We start from the raw sequence: 16,984 nt of genomic DNA, 5'->3' as shown, positions 1-16,984 counted from the left end.
GGGGAGGCTTCGCTCAAGAGCCGAAAAGAATTCTGATTTCGAGTGACGCGTCTCGTGTTGCGTGTAAGTGCGATCAGCCTCTCGCAATATTTTTTGCTCTTGCTTTTACTCGCAACACGAAGCGAAGCGCTCACGCAACTCGCCACCATCTTTTCACTTTTCCGAGCCACGAGAAGTAAAACGCCCGAGATTCGAGTAACGCTCATTTATGCCATTTGTTTTTCCATCTATTGTTTGTAAAAATGCCCTCCCTCATCCACTCAACAGGTCGCTGCTCATGAAAACACTACAGGCTCGCTATCGACAAGCACACAAAGAAGCTAAGTGGGCGATTGGCCTCGCATTAGCTTATTTTGTCTGGTGGTATGTTTCTGCTTATGGTTTAGCACCTAGCCCAGAAAACATCACGGATATGCCGGCTCTCTATTTAGGCTTTCCATTATGGTTTTTAATGGCCTGTGTAGTTGGCCCGATTGTCTTTACTTTATTGTGTGCCGCGATGGTGAAATGGATTTATAAAGATATGTCACTAGAAATCGAACAAGAAGATCACCATGAATAGCCAAATTTTAATCCCATTAGCTTTATATCTTATTGCGGTATTCGGTCTGGCTTTTTGGAGTAGCCGTCATAGCAATAAACAAGGCTTTTTAAATGAATACCTAGTCGGTGGCCGTAGCATGGGCGGTTTTGTGCTGGCCATGACACTTGCTGCCACGTATGCCAGTGCCAGCTCTTTTATTGGTGGCCCGGGAGCCGCTTATCAAATGGGGCTCGGTTGGGTATTACTGGCAATGATCCAATTACCCGCGACTTGGCTTACCCTTGGCGTATTAGGCAAAAAATTTGCGATTGAAGCTCGTCGTCATAATGCACTCACCTTAAACGACATTCTGTACGCCCGCTATAAAAATCGCGGCGTTGTTGTATTTGCTTCGTTATCTTTATTATTGGCTTTCTTTGGCACCATGGTCGTTCAGTTTGTCGGAGGTGCCCGCTTGCTGCAAACCGTGACTGGTCTTTCTTATACTCACGGCTTGATGATTTTTGCCATTACTGTTGGCTTATACACGACGATTGGTGGTTTTCGCGCAGTCGTCATGACCGATACCCTACAAGGTATTATGATGATTATTGGTACCATCGCCTTATTGGTCGGTATTGTCCATGCAGGCGGTAGTATTGGTGAAATCGTGACCGACTTACACGATATAGATCCAGCCTTAATTACCCCTTACGGACCAAACCACTTTCTAACTGAACCTTTTATGATGAGTTTTTGGGTACTGGTATGTTTTGGGGTAATTGGCTTACCGCATGCTGCAGTGCGTTGTATGTCATATAAAGACAGTAACTCCCTGCACAAAGGTATGGTGATCAGTACCATTATGGTAGCGCTATTGATGCTAGGCATGCACTTAGCCGGTGCTTTTGGCCGTGCCATTGTGCCGGATATCGGTAGCCCAGACCAAATCATGCCAACCTTAATGATCACGGTTCTTCCGCCTGTGGTGGCTGGTATTTTCTTAGCAGGCCCAATGGCAGCGATCATGTCGACCATTGATTCACAACTGATTCAAGCCTCTGCAACCTTATTGAAAGATTTATACATTAACTATATTAACCCTTCGATGGCACAAGGTGAAAAAGCCGAAAAAACGCTACCGAAATTATCATTATGGGTAACGGGTATTTTTGCTGCACTAGTGTTTGTCGCTGCGCTCAATCCACCCGATATGATCATTTGGCTAAATCTATTGGCGTTTGGTGGCATGCAAGCAGTATTCTTATGGCCATTGGTATTAGGACTTTATTGGAAAAACGCTTCGGCAACCGGCGCTTTTTCTTCGATGGTCATTGGACTATTTTCTTATATCGCATTCAGTACTTTCAAACCGGACCTAGGCGGCGTACATGCGATTGTGCCGACCTTATTATTAGGGCTGATTGCTTTTATCGTCGGCAGTAAACTCAAGCCAACCGCCCCGCTCAAAACCAATAGTCCGCAAGCGGTATAATCTTTCACGCCTATTAATAACTCTCACTCCAATCATGGCAAACTGAGTCCATGATTGGAGTAGATCTCTACAAGTTTGTCGTCATCTGCTACACTTCGCCTCAATTCTTATTCATGACGAGAGATCAATTCCATGCCTTGGATTCAAATTAAACTCAACGCGACCGACACCAACGCTGAAGCAATTGGCGATATGTTAATGGAAGAAACGGGTGCGTTATCTGTCACTTTTTTAGATGCTAAAGATACACCAGTATTTGAACCACTACCGGGTGAAACTCGTTTATGGGGTGAAACTGACATCCTTGCGCTCTACGATGCAGAAATTGATACTCAACTGGTATTAAACCAAATCAAAGGTAGCCAAATGCTCAGCGACGATTTTGCTTATAAAATTGAGCAAATCGAAGACAAAGACTGGGAACGTGAATGGATGGATAACTTCCACCCAATGCAATTTGGTCAACGTCTATGGATTTGTCCAAGCTGGCGTGAAATCCCTGATCCAAGTGCCGTCAATGTGATGCTTGATCCGGGTCTGGCATTTGGCACGGGTACTCACCCAACCACCTCTGTATGTTTAGAGTGGCTAGAAAGTTTAGATCTCGAAGGTAAAACCGTCATCGACTTTGGTTGTGGCTCAGGCATTTTAGCGATTGCGGCCATCAAACTTGGCGCTGCCAAAGTGATTGGTATTGATATCGATCCACAAGCGATTTTGGCATCAAAAGATAACGCTGAACGTAACGGCGTAGCAGACCAATTAGAATTATTCCTACCTCAAGACCAACCAGAAGGCTTAATTGCCGATGTTGTAGTTGCCAACATCCTTGCAGGGCCATTACGCGAGCTTTCAGGCGTAATCACTAGCCTAGTCAAACCAAATGGTTTATTGGCTATGTCTGGCGTGCTTGATTCGCAAGCAGCCGATGTTGCGACTTACTACCAAGATGCTTTCGAGCTTAACCCAATTATCGAGCAACAAGAATGGTGTCGAATCTCAGGCCAAAAGAGAACGTAATCATTAATTTCAAAAGCGCTTATGGGGCTAATTGACTGAAAATTAAACAATTTACAAAACTATTTGTGAAATGGTCAAATATTAGTCTTTTCACGCCCCGAAAAAATGCGTAAAATGCGCGCCCTTGCCGAGATGAAGTGTGATGCTGTTTTGAAAATCGGAAACTATACATTACCGAATAACCTAATCGTCGCTCCAATGGCAGGTGTGACCGATAGGCCGTTTCGTGAATTATGTCTTCGATATGGTGCAGGTATGGCTGTCAGTGAAATGATGTCCTCTAATCCTAAAGTTTGGAACACATCTAAGTCGCTACAACGCATGGTACATGAAGGCGAATCGGGCATTCGCAGTGTACAAATTGCTGGAGCAGATCCTGATCTCATGGCACAAGCTGCGCAAGTTAGTGTTGAAAACGGTGCTCAAATCATCGACATCAACATGGGTTGCCCAGCCAAAAAAGTAAATAAAAAACTGGCAGGTTCCGCGTTATTGCAACGCCCCGATATTATCGAACAGATATTAAAAGCGGTGGTGAATGCAGTAGAGGTTCCAGTAACCTTAAAAACGCGCACAGGATGGGACACAGACAATAAAAACTGTGTTGAAGTTGCCAAAATGGCTGAGCAATGTGGCATACAAGCACTGGCACTCCACGGGAGAACGCGAGCTTGTATGTACAAAGGCGAAGCAGAATACGACAGTATTAGAGCCGTTAAACAAGCTATCTCTATTCCGGTGATCGCCAATGGTGATATTGATAGCCCAGAAAAAGCGAAACTCGTATTAGATTACACTGGTGCGGACGCTCTGATGATCGGTAGACCTGCCCAAGGTCGACCTTGGATTTTTAACCAAATCCAGCATTTTTTACAAACCGGAGAACACTTGCCACCGCTTCCAGTAGAAGAAGTGCAAGACATCTTAATCGGTCATGTTCAAGCCCTTCATGAGTTTTATGGAGAGTTTTTAGGCCCTCGCATCGCTCGTAAGCATGTGGGTTGGTACCTAAAAGAGCATGATAGTGAAGGTGAGTTCCGCCGTATTTTCAATGCCATCGAGGATGCTAAGCAGCAAATTGATGTGTTAAGAAATTATTTTTATACCACGAGTATTTAAACACTCGCAGCAAGACGACCCGCGAATGAAGCCTAGTGATTCAGGTTAATAAGCATCGTCAACAACGCTGTCGCTTTAAATGTAACGGGGAAGATACCCTAAATAGTTAAAGTGACAGCTAGGCGGCAAGTGAACGAATCCCCATGAGTTTAGCTCGTCTAAATGATTGGGGTGAGTGAACGCAGCCAACAACGCTGTCGCTTTAAATATGACGGGTATCGTTGCATTATAACTATCAAAACGAAGAGCTAAGACTAATTATGTTCGAACAAAATCTGACTTCAGAACCATTCACAGTTACTACTGTTACATCACAAGACCAGATCACACAGAAGCCACTACGTGACTCTGTAAAAGCATCTTTAAAGAACTACCTTGCTCAGTTAAATGGCCAAGACGTTAACGATCTTTACGAATTAGTATTAGCTGAAGTTGAACAACCAATGCTAGACATGGTTATGCAATACACTCGCGGTAACCAAACTCGCGCAGCGAACATGATGGGTATCAACCGTGGTACTCTTCGTAAGAAGCTTAAAAAATACGGCATGAACTAAGCATTACGCTTATTCAAACCTCTAAAAACCGCATTCATTGAGTGCGGTTTTTTTGTATATCATTAAACCCACAATGAGCTTTCTATTGTTTATTTAACGCTCTTTGTAATAACTCCTGCTGCGCGGCATACTTTTCTGCTTTTGATTGTCCATCGGTGGTAAGACTTTGTAATTGTGCTTGGTCTAAATCTTTCAGATAACTAAAATCCTGTTGGCTTTGCATACTTGCTACAACTGTTTTTAACTTTTCAAATAAACTCATTCGGCTTCCTTTTCCTAGGGCCTGTTAATCTTTCGTGGTTAAATTTTGTTCGAGATAAAAGGGGCAGCGTTTGTTGGTCATTTGCACTGCGTTATCGGCTCCTCGTGTAGGCTAGCTACACCACGGAGCCTCTGCCTTGCTCAAATACCCAATAATTCGCTGCAAAAATCATCACGAAAGTTCAACAGGCCCTAAGGTTACGGTGATTTGTTGTCGATAAACTGCGGGGGTGAGTCCTGTATGCTTACGAAACATTTTAATAAACGCCGAAGCATCGCTGTAACCTAACTGATAAGCCACTTGATTTATTGGGGTTGGCTGTTTTAACAGTTGCAGGGCCGTGACTACCTTCAACCTCTGCCGCCATTCATTAAAACTCATCCGTAAATGCTTTTGAAAGCGCCGATGTAATGTGCGTTCAGTCGTAAAGGCTCGCTTGGCCCATTCAGACATTGAGCAATGGTTAGCGGGATTGGCTTCTAGTTCTGACAATATTGGTCGTAATAGTGGATCGGTGGTTGTCGGCAAAAAATCATCCACTTGGTGAGCATTAGCTAACCGTACAAGCAATACATCAGTTAAACACCTATCTTGGTGGTTTTCTATTTTATCCACTTTGCGTGAGACTAGATCATCAATAATCGCCAGCACTAAAGGTGGCAGGGCAATCATACAAGCCTGATTTGGCAAACGATGAGAATACGAAACATCAATGTTGATCGCGCAATATTCTATATCTTGTCGATTAAAGGCTCGGTGAGGGGTATGCGCTGGAGTCCAAATAGCAAAACCAGCAGGTGAGACCATTTTTCTTCCATTGACCTCCATCTCAAGTACACCTTGCTTGATCAAATGCACCTGCCCCCAATCATGCTGATGAGTCATGGTTTCTGTACCCCCAGCAATATGAAAGTAATGCACAAAAACTGAGCTTGGCAATTGTTCCACTAACTTAGGCATAAAGGTTGAGCTTGCTGTATTTTTGTTTTTCACTTTATTCACTCCGACATCAACTTGTCTGAACCTACCAACTCTCTGTCCGATCGAACCTATTGGCTCTCCAACTTTTCGTGCCACACTCTAGCTCAAAGGTAAAACGTTTTATCAACACACTAAAGAGCAAGTAGATAACACTCTCCACGAGGAAGAATGATGACCGTATTTAACCGTAGATTATTTATTCAGTGCTTATTTCCCATTGTTGCCGTCGCAATTTGGGCGACCAATGCCGTAGTAAGCAAAATGGCAACAGCAACCATTGAGCCCGGGGCCATTGCTTTTTATCGTTGGTTTGTTGCCTTACTCGTACTCAGCCCTTTCTGTTTACTCTCGGTTATAAAGCAATGGGCCGTGATTAAACACCACTTAATCAAACTCACCGTACTCGCTTCCTTGGGTATGGTACTCAACCAAAGTTTGGCGTATTACGCGGCCTACACCACCAGCGCTACCAACATTGCGATATTTCTATCTCTGATGCCGTTGATTGGCCTTTTCCTTGCCGTGCCGCTGCTCGGTTCTCAGTTACGTAAAACCACCTTAATCGGTGCCGTGATCTCTTTTTTAGGTTTGTTGTATATGCTGACCGAAGGAAACCCTTTGCAATTAATGGAGCAAGGCTTAAAACAAGGCGATATGTTGATGCTTGCTTCTACTTGTGCCTATGCCTTGTATTCGGTGTTACTGAATAAATGGAAGCTGCCTTTAACCACTTGGTGCGCTGTCTATTGTCAGGTGCTGCTTGGAGCTTTATTACAACTCCCATTACTATTTTCAAGTCAGCATTGGGGCATTGAAAATAACGCTTGGCCAATGGTTGGTTTTGCTGCTCTTGCCGCCTCGATTATTGCCCCTTGGTGTTGGTTAAAAGGCGTGGCTTTCATTGGCGCAGAACGAGCGACTTTATTTATGAATTTAGTGCCGATTTTTACCGCTAGCATCAGCGTGCTGCTACTTGGTGTGCACCCTACTCAGTTTCATTTAATTGGCGGCGGCTTGGTCTTTATCGGTTTAACGTTGGTTCAATATAAACCGAAGCCTAAACCTCAACTTTCCTCTAATTTGGGGTCCATTGATCTTTCGTGAGAAGGTAGCCCTAGATAACTCCTCTAGGGCTTTTTCTTTATTGATGCTGTAGAGTTTTAATTGCCGCAATTAAAGCCTTTAAGCCCGTTGCCACTTTACTGCGTGGACAACCGACATTCAGGCGCACATATCCTTCACCTTCTTTGCCATAAGTATCCCCTCGCATAATCGCGACCTTATGCTCTTCAATCAAAAGGCGTTGCAACTCATCCATATCAATATTAAGTGGCTTTAAATCAATCCAAGCCAAGTAAGTACCTTGAGGAACTTGATAGTTTAGTTGCGGGAATTCATGACCTAATTGCTCAGCGACATAACTCAGATTGCTATATAAGTACTCTTTTAACGCCTCTAACCATGGTTCACCTTGTTGATAAGCAGCAATATGAGCAATCACCCCTAAAATTGAAGGTGATGACAAACCATGCGCAGCTTTTAATTGAGTAAGGTAGGCATCACGATGCTCTTGATTGGGGATAAATGCATAAGCCCCCGTTAATGCGGGAATATTGAACGATTTAGATCCAGAGCTAACCAACGCCCATTGTTGATCTTTTGCTACTGCCGACCACGGAATATAAGGTTCAAACGCCATATCCATGTGGATATCATCGGAAATTACTTTGACATCATACTTCTGACAAATTTCAGCCATACGTTGCAACTCATCTTGAGTCCACACACGACCCGTTGGATTTTGTGGGCTACAAAGCAATAAGATTTTACATTGTGGGAGCGCAGCTTGAGCTTCAAAGTGCGACCAATCAATCTCATAACTGGTCTCAGTTTTCATTAAAGGACTAGTAAGCATTTGTCGATAATTAGCAGACAACATATTGCCAAAGGCGTCGTAAGCCGGAGTGTGTACTAACACACCATCACCCGGTTTACTCCAAAGCTGAACTAATTGAGAAATAATGTAGATCACCGAAGGGCCATACACTAAATCTTGCGATGAAAGCTTGGCATCATAACGCTTGGCAAACCAACGGGTCACCGCACCTTTAAATTCATCATGATTCCAACGACTATAACCTAAAACACCGTGTTCCATACGCAGCTTTATTGCCTCTAGAACACAAGGCGCAGTTTCAAAATCCATATCGGAAATAGTAAATGGTAATAAATCCGCTTGGCCAAAACGATCTTGAACATAGTCCCATTGAGTACAAAAAGTGCCGTGGCGATCTACCACACGAGAAAAATCAAACATACTTACCTCATCCCGAATAGCAATAAAGGGTAGAGAACGTCCCTACCCTTATCTCTCAATCAACAACCTTAAGCAGGCGAGTTCATGAGTGTTTGCATCTCATTCTTAACCATATGTACTTGTGGGCCGATCACCACTTGTAAATTATGGTCATCCAACTTCACGACGCCTAATGCGCCATTAGCTTTAAGAACCGCATCATTGACTAACGACATATCTTCAACCGACATACGCAGACGAGTGATACAGTTATCAAGAGAAGTGATATTTTTCGCACCACCTAAGGCATCTAAAATAATGTCACCTTTGTAACCTAACTTACTTTCTTTCACTTCAGCTGCAAACGTTAATTCATCATTGCTCTCAGCTTCACGACCTGGCGTTTTCAAGTTGAAACGAGTGATCGCGAAACGGAACACACCGTAGTACACCGCAAACCAAACTGCTGCCACAAGTGGAACTAAGTACCATTCTGTTTTAGTACCTTGCAGCACACCAAAGATTAAGAAATCGATAATGTTGCCATCAGTATTACCAATCGTCACACCCAATAATCCCATCACCATAAAGCCAAGGCCAGTTAGGATTGCGTGCACAAAGTACAACGCTGGAGCAACGAACAAGAATAAGAATTCAAGCGGCTCGGTAATACCACCAACAACACAAGCAACCACACCGGATAATAATAATGCTTTAACTTTGCCGCGGTTTTCAGGACGAGCACAGTGATACATAGCAAGAGCGGCCCCTGGTAGGCCACCAAGGAACGTTGGCATTTTACCTTGTGATAAGAAAGCCGTTGCATGTGGATCAAAGTTAGTCACATCAGAACAAGATAGCTGAGCATAGAAAATATTTAATGCGCCACTTACCTCTGCGCCACATACCGGTAAAGTCCCCCCCGCCTCAGTAAAACGAATTAACGCGACAAGAATATGATGTAGACCGAATGGCAATAGCATACGCTCGCCAGTACCAAACAAGAATGGACCGAATGGACCTGCGTGAGAAATCAGTGAACCAATACCATTAATGCCCATAGCAAAGTACGGCCAAACTACAGGTACGATAAGACCAACGACACCTAGCACGACGGCTGTAACAATCGGTACGAAACGCGCACCACCGAAGAAGGCTAATGAATCTGGCATTTTGTAGGTATAAAAACGAGCGTGTAATTTCGCGACAATAATACCGACAATCACCGCACCTAAAATACCGGTATCAATCGATTGAATACCAATGATCGACTTCACACCATACGCAGTCTCTAGCTCCGCATTACCAATCACACCCGCAACAGTTAAATAGAAATTTACCGATAGATTCATGGCAGCAAAGCCAACGAAACCTGCAAACGCGGCAACACCTTTTTCCTCACGAGCTAAACCTAATGGGATCGCTATCGCAAACATCACAGGTAAATAAATAAATGCGACCAAACCAATCTTGGTCATCCACATAAAGATCAGTTGAAGGATAAAATTATCAAGAAAAGGTAGGCTTTCCTTCACGGCAGAACTCGATAATGAACTACCAACCCCTAATAGGATCCCTGAAAAAGCAAGCAGTGCCACAGGTAACATGAAAGTCTTTCCTAAGCTTTGGAAAAACTCCCACATAGTGGTTTTTTTCTTTGTATTGGACATAGTTTGTCACTCCAAATCATCACATATAGGTTAGTTAACCTGATAAAAAGACTGCTAAAACGTTTTATCAATTTGGTTATAAAAAATGCTGACTCAATAAAATGAACATTCTCGTCAGCATTGCTTTTAAATTAGAAATGAAGGATAAAACGTTTTACCTATATATTTTGCAAACTTGATCACGGTTATTTCCAACCAAAACAAGCATTGTTTGATTTTGTGATCGCGATAAAAGAATCTATCTCTAATACACTTTTATTCATTGGCGGACCATGAGCACACCAAAACCGAAAATCACCGATGTGGCAAAGCATGCTGGCGTCTCTGTCTCTACCGTATCATTAGCATTAAGCGGTAAAGGACGAATTTCTGAAGCAACTATCATCAAAGTAAATCAAGCCATCGAAACCCTTGGCTATGTACGTAATACCGCTGCCGCTAACTTGCGCTCTCATACTTCTAATTTAATTGGCTTAGTACTTAAAGACATTACCGACCCTTTTTATATGGGCATCACAGCCGGATTAAGTGAACAATTAGAAAAACAAGGCTACATGTTATTTCTTGCCCAATCTGGCGATGACAAAACCAAGCAATTAAACTGTCTACAATCCATGATCCAACAAGGTGTCGCTGGACTTATTTTTTGCCCGGTACGAGAAGGTGCTCAAGCCAGTTTCGAATTAATTAAACACGCTAATATTCCTGCTATTAGTATCGCTAGAGCAGATATCAACGTAAACATTGATTACATAGGTCCTGACAATACTCATGCTGCCACCTTAGCGACAAAACACCTCATTGAACAAGGTCATCGTCATATCGCCTACCTAGGAGGAACTGGAGATTCATTAACTCGTGCAGAACGTATTGGTGGTTATTGTTCCACTCTAATGCAATATGGTTTGCCGTTTAAAAATGAATGGATTGTTGAATGCGGTAAAACACAGCAACAAGCCGCAGATGCTGCTCATGCTCTTCTCAATAAACACCCCAAAATAACCGCCATATTATGTCACCGCTCTGCCACAGCTATTGGTGCTATATATGGTGCACAAGCTGCCGGAAAAACCATAGGTAAAGATAATTATATTGGTCAAGAAGTGGCTATATTAGGTTTTGATGATGCCGCCGAAGCCGAACTCACTACACCATCACTTAGCTTTGTTGATACCTCAACGCACTACATTGGCCAACAAGCGGGATTACAGATCATAAGAAAAATGCAGCAACCGAATTTACCACCACAACGGATCATTGTTCCTCCCAAAATGATTCTGCGAGACTCCGCTTAACAACCCCACCACAACAGGTTATGATTTAACCACTTAGCAATGATTCAAGGATGAAACATGAAAAGTTCTATTCGTTACCCTCTCATATTACTAGCAACAGCAACATTACTTGGCTGTGCCCACCAAGATAAGCAAGAGTTCAAAGAAGACGCTCGTGAAGCTGCTCAAGCGACCAAAGAGGCTGGTAAAACTATTGGTCATGCTACCCGTGACGCAGCCAAAGAAACCGGTCACTTTTTCCGAGACATATTCAAAGACTAAGTTTTTGATTTTTATTGACATATAAAAAAGCCAAACGATTGCGCGAGCTTTTTGGTTTGAAGTTAGTTAGAATGTGCGCCAACAAATCTTGGAGTTTTGTGTTCGATTAGCCACCATTCTCAAACAATTAAGATTTTTACCAAAGTATGCTGGTACTGACTCTAGTTTCACTTTGGCAAACATCTTTGTTTTAACTCCGTGATTTAAGGAATATGGAAGCCATGGAAAACGCTCGCCCAATTCGCCGCGCTTTAATCAGCGTATCTGACAAAACTGGTATTGTAGAATTTGCTCAAGCACTCACTCAACGTGGTGTGGAAATTCTTTCCACTGGCGGCACTTTTAAGCTGCTACAAGATAATGCCATCACCGCCACAGAAGTGTCTGATTACACAGGTTTCCCTGAAATGATGGACGGTCGTGTTAAAACTCTTCACCCGAAAGTGCACGGTGGCGTTCTAGGCCGTCGTGGTACGGATGAGGCGGTAATGGAACAACACGGCATCAACCCAATTGATATCGTCGTGGTTAACCTATATCCATTCGCTGAAACGGTTGCCAAAGAAGGCTGCACACTAGAAGATGCCGTAGAAAACATCGATATCGGTGGGCCGACTATGGTTCGCTCGGCAGCCAAAAACCACAAAGATATCACTATCGTGGTGAATGCATCAGACTACGATCGCGTGATCGCAGAAATGGATGCTAACGACAAATCTCTGACTCTAGAAACTCGCTTTGATTTGGCGATTGCCGCGTTTGAGCACACTGCCGCTTACGATGGCATGATCGCTAACTACTTTGGCACTATGGTTCCTTCCTATGGAGAGAACAAAGAAGGTGATGAGGAAAGCAAATTCCCACGCACCTTTAATCAGCAGTTCGAGAAAAAACAAGACATGCGCTACGGTGAGAACAGCCACCAAGCCGCTGCTTTCTACGTTGAAGCGAATCCTCAAGAAGCCTCCGTTTCCACTGCGCGCCAAATCCAAGGTAAAGCCCTGTCTTACAATAACATTGCCGATACTGACTCAGCACTTGAATGTGTGAAAGAATTCAACGAGCCAGCTTGTGTGATCGTTAAGCACGCTAACCCATGTGGTGTGGCGTTAGGTAAAGACATTCTTGAAGCATACAACCGCGCTTACCAAACCGATCCAACATCGGCGTTTGGTGGCATCATCGCCTTTAACCAAGAATTAGACGCAGCAACAGCGCAAGCAATTGTTGAACGTCAATTTGTTGAAGTGATTATCGCACCTTCTGTTTCAGCGGAAGCGATTAAAGTCGTGGAAGCGAAGAAAAACGTGCGTCTACTTGAGTGTGGCCAGTGGTCAAGCAAAACCACTGAATTTGATATCAAACGCGTGAATGGCGGTCTACTGGTTCAAGACCGTGATCAAGGCATGGTGAGCCTAGATGACCTAAAAGTGGTTTCTAAACGTCAACCAAGTGATGAAGAATTAAAAGATGCGTTATTCTGCTGGAAAGTCGCCAAATACGTGAAATCAAACGCCATTGTTTACTCAAAAGGTGACATGACTATCGGTGTCGGCGCAGGCCAAATGAGCCGCGTGTACTCAGCCAAAATCGCCGGCATTAAAGCGGCAGATGAAGGTTTGCAAGTCGAAGGTTGTGTGATGGCATCGGATGCTTTCTTCCCATTCCGTGATGGCATCGACGCGGCAGCCGAAGCTGGCATTAAATGCGTGATTCAACCAGGCGGATCAATGCGTGATGATGAAGTAATTGCTGCTGCCGATGAACATGGCATGGCGATGATCTTTACCGGCATGCGTCATTTCCGTCATTAGAAATAAGGAAGCGAGGTTCTAGTCCCTAGTTTCTAGGGTTCGAGCCTCGTAATTTTCAAAAATTCTTAACGACTCGATACACTTGAAGATTTTAGACCTAATAAAAGCGTCTACCTCTAGGGACTAGGAACCAGGAACTAGTAACCTAAAATGTCGAGTCGATAAGCTAAAGAGATACCATATATGAACATTTTAATTATTGGCTCCGGCGGCCGCGAACACGCACTAGGCTGGAAAGCAGCACAAAACCCTGACGTTGAAACCGTATTCATTGCCCCTGGTAATGCGGGTACTGCGCTTGAGCCTAAACTTAAAAACATCAATATTGGCGTTGAAGATATTGATGGTCTAGTTGAGTTTGCACAAAACAACAGCATTGAATTGACGATTGTTGGCCCTGAAGCACCGCTTGTTATTGGTGTGGTTGACGCATTCCGTGCGGCTAAACTGCCTATCTTTGGCCCGACTCAAGCGGCAGCGCAATTAGAAGGCTCTAAAGCGTTCACAAAAGACTTTCTAGCACGTCATAAAATCCCAACCGCCGATTATGCTAACTTTACAGAAATCGAGCCTGCGTTGGCTTATGTGCGCGAAAAAGGCGCACCTATCGTGATTAAAGCCGATGGCCTTGCAGCCGGTAAAGGCGTAATTGTTGCGATGACGCTACAAGAAGCTGAAGATGCCATTCAAGATATGTTGGCTGGCAATGCCTTTGGGGAAGCCGGTAGCCGTGTGGTAATCGAAGAATTCCTTGATGGCGAAGAAGCAAGTTTCATCGTTATGGTCGATGGCTCAAGCGTACTGCCAATGGCCACCAGCCAAGATCACAAACGTGTTGGCGACAAAGATACCGGCCCAAATACTGGCGGTATGGGTGCGTATTCTCCCGCACCAGTAGTGACACCGGAAATCCACCAGCGCGTACTTGATGAAGTCATCTACCCAACCGTACGTGGCATGGATGCAGAAGGTTATCCTTACACTGGTTTCCTTTACGCAGGCCTGATGATCATGGCTGATGGCACACCTAAAGTCATCGAATACAACTGCCGCTTTGGCGATCCAGAAACCCAACCTATCATGATGCGTATGCAATCTGATTTGGTTGAACTGTGTTTAATGGCGATTGATGAAAAATTAGATGAAGCGGAATCACATTGGGATCCTCGCGCGTCAATCGGTATTGTATTAGCCGCTGGCGGTTACCCAGGTGATTACGCCAAAGGTGATGTGATCAGCTTACCAGCAGGCGCTGAAGTAGAAGGTGAGAAAATCTTCCATGCCGGCACCAGTAATAATGCCAATGGCGATGTCGTGACCGCTGGCGGCCGCGTACTATGTGCCACTGCACTAGGTAATACGGTTTCAGAAGCGCAACAACGTGCTTATCAGCTCGCGAAACAAGTAAGCTGGAATGGTATGTTCCATCGCAATGATATCGGTTATCGGGCAATTGCTCGTGAACAAGAGCAAAAATAATACCAATCACACTAATTAGGTGATCAGATAATTAATACGATTGGTATAAATTCCTAGTCGCATAAAAAAGCAAAAGCGCGCACTTTTATGAAGTGCGCGCTTTTTTATATGTAAAGACAATATACCCAAAGTAATTGAAGTTGCAGTGAGGCGACAAGTGAATGAGGCCCCATGAGCGAGCATAGCTCGTCGATATGATTGGGGCGAATGAACGCCGACAACAAAGCTGCAGCTTCAAGTGCGACGGGTATAGATTAATTCATAATAAGATGAGCTCGCTGAATACAGCCATGAGTAGGTTCATCCAACAATAATAGCTTCTCAACCGTCAGGGTTTTACTCTTTTTATTTTTATAACCAATAAATGCAGCATAACTATTTAAACTTTTAATTCGTTCTTTTAGTACCGGGGATATATTCGCAACTTGATCGAACTGCAAGTTATCATATTGAACACCATCGCATGAGTCGAAAGCACTGCCATTCCATACCCCTTGAATTAACTCGAAACCTTGACCATGAATATCATCGACTTTTTTGACTAAGTCTTCCGCTTGTTGCGAGTAATAATCTAAATCTTTTTGGTTTAATGGTAGTACTTGATTATCTAAACGATAACGCTGATAAATCGCCTCGCCTTCAGCGCTAAAGCGAATATGAACGAGAAAAGGTTTTAATCCATCACTGCTTTGTTGTATTTCACCTTCACGAACAATCTCTTTAATAGTGCCATCTTGCCATTGGTAACTACTTTTATACCAAGCATTACCAGGTAATTGAACGTAATCTGATGCAACTTTAGGTTTGGATAGCGCTCGAGTATACCAATAGAAAGCTTTTGAAGTGCCTTCTAATTCGCCACCGGATAATTCGGCGGACTCAACTGAGCCTGAGAATTTACTGCTGATATGATCTGTCCACGAGCCAGGTGATGAACAACCAGCAAGCAAAGATAAAGTAAGTATGGAAAAAAAACTACGTTTCATAAAAAAACTACGCTGAGAAGACACTCAGCGTAGTATATACACAAACAACCGCTGGGTGCGAGTTGCAAATTATCAAGACAAAGTAAAATTATTTTACAGCGTCTTTTAGTGCTTTACCGGCTGTGAATGCTGGAACATTTGCTGCAGAAATTTGGATTTCAGCACCTGTTTTAGGGTTACGGCCAGTGCGAGCTGCACGGTGGTTAATTTTAAAAGTACCAAAACCAATTAGTTGCACTTGATCGCCATCTTTAAGAGCGCCAGTTACGCCTTCAAGAGTTGCTTCAAGAGCCGCTTTAGCTTGAGCTTTAGATAGGTCTGCTTTTTCAGCAATAGCATCGATTAATTGAGTCTTGTTCATTCTAGGTTTCCCTTCTCATTATTTTTGAAGATCGTATTGTTTAAGGTCTGAAGTCACTCTAAATCATAAAGGCCCCGTCTGGCAAAGGTTTGTGGCACTTCTTTTGATCTTATGACGTAATTTTGACCATAATTTGAGCTTTAACTCACATTTTGTATTTTTTTAGGAAAATCAGATACAAAATGATGAATTTTAAACTATTAATGCTTTCTTGATTTAAGTGACACTACATTCATTAAAATAATCTTTTTTGTCAATTTGATTACATTAATGTTCAACACTAATCCCAATATTACTAATGCCTTCTTCACGTAGCTCAATACGTAACTCTTTAATCAAATCAATATCGCGAACTTCTGATTCACGTAATGGGCGGAATAATGCCCATTGAACATCCCATTCTTGGCAAACCGCTTCATTTTGTTTTTGATTCTCGTTGGTGATCTCATCACTACCTTGTGCTTCTTCAAGTTGCGCAACCGTCTTAACCGATACTTGGCTTAAGTCGATCATCGCTTCAAACATTTCTTCACGGTCAAGTAGAGCATGCAACAAAATAGATAAACCTATACAGGCATCAATCGCAGGGTATACCGCATAGAATTGATAGTCTTCTGAGCTTGGGATCAACTCTTCTAGCTTTTCAAGTTGACGTTCGAAATTCACTTTGGCAGTTTTAACCGTTAGAACTTCCCAAACACTGTCTAAAATTTCACGGTATTTTCGCGCATCGGCAAATTCGGTGTTTTCACAAAATAAAGCGTAGTTTGGATACATACGCTCACATAAACAGGCCATGAAAGTCATTTGCTGCCAAGGGACGAATTTTTCTAAGCGGACTTGAAGGGGATTCTGTAGCATAATT

17 protein-coding genes are annotated in these 16,984 nt (G+C 43.3%); 10 read left to right on the top strand and 7 right to left on the bottom strand.

Translation table 11 applies throughout. The features are described from left to right. Window positions 1-277: 277 nt before the first annotated feature. From QQJ93_RS00180 to fis, 5 genes are all read left to right on the top strand, one after another. Window positions 278-562: a YhdT family protein gene (locus tag QQJ93_RS00180; RefSeq protein WP_089124730.1), complete on the top strand. Its 285-nt coding sequence runs from the start codon at window positions 278-280 to the stop codon at window positions 560-562. Beyond that, window positions 555-2,018, top strand: coding sequence for a sodium/pantothenate symporter (gene panF / locus QQJ93_RS00175; RefSeq protein ID WP_089124731.1), 1,464 nt, complete (start codon window positions 555-557; stop codon window positions 2,016-2,018). Before QQJ93_RS00180 ends, panF begins: the two co-directional genes overlap by 8 nt. A 132-nt stretch (window positions 2,019-2,150) precedes the next feature. Next, window positions 2,151-3,038 carry a 50S ribosomal protein L11 methyltransferase gene (prmA, locus tag QQJ93_RS00170; RefSeq protein ID WP_089124732.1) on the top strand — a complete coding sequence of 296 codons (888 nt, stop codon included), beginning with the start codon at window positions 2,151-2,153 and terminating at the stop codon, window positions 3,036-3,038. Window positions 3,039-3,188: 150 nt separating this feature from the next. Beyond that, on the top strand, window positions 3,189-4,157 hold the full coding sequence (gene dusB / locus QQJ93_RS00165; protein WP_089124770.1) for a tRNA dihydrouridine synthase DusB: 969 nt from the start codon (window positions 3,189-3,191) through the stop codon (window positions 4,155-4,157). 260 nt (window positions 4,158-4,417) lie between these two features. Beyond that, complete coding sequence (gene fis, locus QQJ93_RS00160) at window positions 4,418-4,714, top strand: DNA-binding transcriptional regulator Fis (RefSeq protein ID WP_027695356.1); 297 nt, start codon at window positions 4,418-4,420, stop codon at window positions 4,712-4,714. Window positions 4,715-4,796: 82 nt separating this feature from the next. Here fis and QQJ93_RS00155 read toward each other — a convergent pair whose 3' ends face one another. Both QQJ93_RS00155 and QQJ93_RS00150 read right to left on the bottom strand, forming a co-directional pair. After that, window positions 4,797-4,976 carry a hypothetical protein gene (locus tag QQJ93_RS00155; protein ID WP_089124733.1) on the bottom strand — a complete coding sequence of 60 codons (180 nt, stop codon included), beginning with the start codon at window positions 4,974-4,976 and terminating at the stop codon, window positions 4,797-4,799. Between the two features lie 171 nt (window positions 4,977-5,147). Beyond that, the gene (locus tag QQJ93_RS00150; RefSeq protein ID WP_348542209.1) at window positions 5,148-5,969 is read right to left on the bottom strand and encodes an AraC family transcriptional regulator; all 822 of its coding nucleotides are present in this window, start codon (window positions 5,967-5,969) and stop codon (window positions 5,148-5,150) included. A gap of 159 nt (window positions 5,970-6,128) precedes the next feature. Between QQJ93_RS00150 and QQJ93_RS00145 the strand changes: the two genes are divergently transcribed. Then, window positions 6,129-7,061 carry a DMT family transporter gene (locus QQJ93_RS00145; protein ID WP_089124734.1) on the top strand — a complete coding sequence of 311 codons (933 nt, stop codon included), beginning with the start codon at window positions 6,129-6,131 and terminating at the stop codon, window positions 7,059-7,061. 37 nt (window positions 7,062-7,098) lie between these two features. Here QQJ93_RS00145 and QQJ93_RS00140 read toward each other — a convergent pair whose 3' ends face one another. Then, window positions 7,099-8,274: a MalY/PatB family protein gene (locus tag QQJ93_RS00140; protein ID WP_089124735.1), complete on the bottom strand. Its 1,176-nt coding sequence runs from the start codon at window positions 8,272-8,274 to the stop codon at window positions 7,099-7,101. A gap of 68 nt (window positions 8,275-8,342) precedes the next feature. Next, window positions 8,343-9,923, bottom strand: coding sequence for a maltose/glucose-specific PTS transporter subunit IIBC (gene malX, locus QQJ93_RS00135; protein ID WP_089124736.1), 1,581 nt, complete (start codon window positions 9,921-9,923; stop codon window positions 8,343-8,345). Between the two features lie 272 nt (window positions 9,924-10,195). Between malX and malI the strand changes: the two genes are divergently transcribed. The 4 genes from malI to purD all read left to right on the top strand — a co-directional run bounded on the left by malI (window position 10,196) and on the right by purD (window position 14,772). Next, entirely contained in the window at window positions 10,196-11,218 is a 1,023-nt protein-coding gene (malI, locus tag QQJ93_RS00130) for a Mal regulon transcriptional regulator MalI (RefSeq protein ID WP_089124737.1), read from the top strand. Window positions 11,219-11,275: 57 nt separating this feature from the next. After that, window positions 11,276-11,479 carry a hypothetical protein gene (locus QQJ93_RS00125; protein WP_089124738.1) on the top strand — a complete coding sequence of 68 codons (204 nt, stop codon included), beginning with the start codon at window positions 11,276-11,278 and terminating at the stop codon, window positions 11,477-11,479. A 221-nt stretch (window positions 11,480-11,700) separates the two neighbouring features. Further along, on the top strand, window positions 11,701-13,293 hold the full coding sequence (gene purH / locus QQJ93_RS00120; protein ID WP_089124772.1) for a bifunctional phosphoribosylaminoimidazolecarboxamide formyltransferase/IMP cyclohydrolase: 1,593 nt from the start codon (window positions 11,701-11,703) through the stop codon (window positions 13,291-13,293). Between the two features lie 183 nt (window positions 13,294-13,476). Next, the gene (purD, locus tag QQJ93_RS00115; RefSeq protein WP_089124739.1) at window positions 13,477-14,772 is read left to right on the top strand and encodes a phosphoribosylamine--glycine ligase; all 1,296 of its coding nucleotides are present in this window, start codon (window positions 13,477-13,479) and stop codon (window positions 14,770-14,772) included. A gap of 254 nt (window positions 14,773-15,026) precedes the next feature. Here purD and QQJ93_RS00110 read toward each other — a convergent pair whose 3' ends face one another. The 3 genes from QQJ93_RS00110 to QQJ93_RS00100 form a co-directional block, all read right to left on the bottom strand. Further along, complete coding sequence (locus QQJ93_RS00110) at window positions 15,027-15,758, bottom strand: DUF1481 domain-containing protein (protein ID WP_089124740.1); 732 nt, start codon at window positions 15,756-15,758, stop codon at window positions 15,027-15,029. A gap of 88 nt (window positions 15,759-15,846) precedes the next feature. Then, the gene (locus tag QQJ93_RS00105; protein WP_027695367.1) at window positions 15,847-16,119 is read right to left on the bottom strand and encodes an HU family DNA-binding protein; all 273 of its coding nucleotides are present in this window, start codon (window positions 16,117-16,119) and stop codon (window positions 15,847-15,849) included. Between the two features lie 267 nt (window positions 16,120-16,386). Next, on the bottom strand, window positions 16,387-16,980 hold the full coding sequence (locus QQJ93_RS00100; protein ID WP_089124741.1) for a YjaG family protein: 594 nt from the start codon (window positions 16,978-16,980) through the stop codon (window positions 16,387-16,389). Window positions 16,981-16,984: the final 4 nt, after the last annotated feature.

Origin of the sequence: Vibrio algivorus (assembly GCF_030161215.1) — a bacterium.
Taxonomy (GTDB): domain Bacteria; phylum Pseudomonadota; class Gammaproteobacteria; order Enterobacterales; family Vibrionaceae; genus Vibrio; species Vibrio algivorus.
Note: the sequence above shows the minus strand (reverse complement) of the source record. Positions and strands in the feature narration are given on the sequence as shown.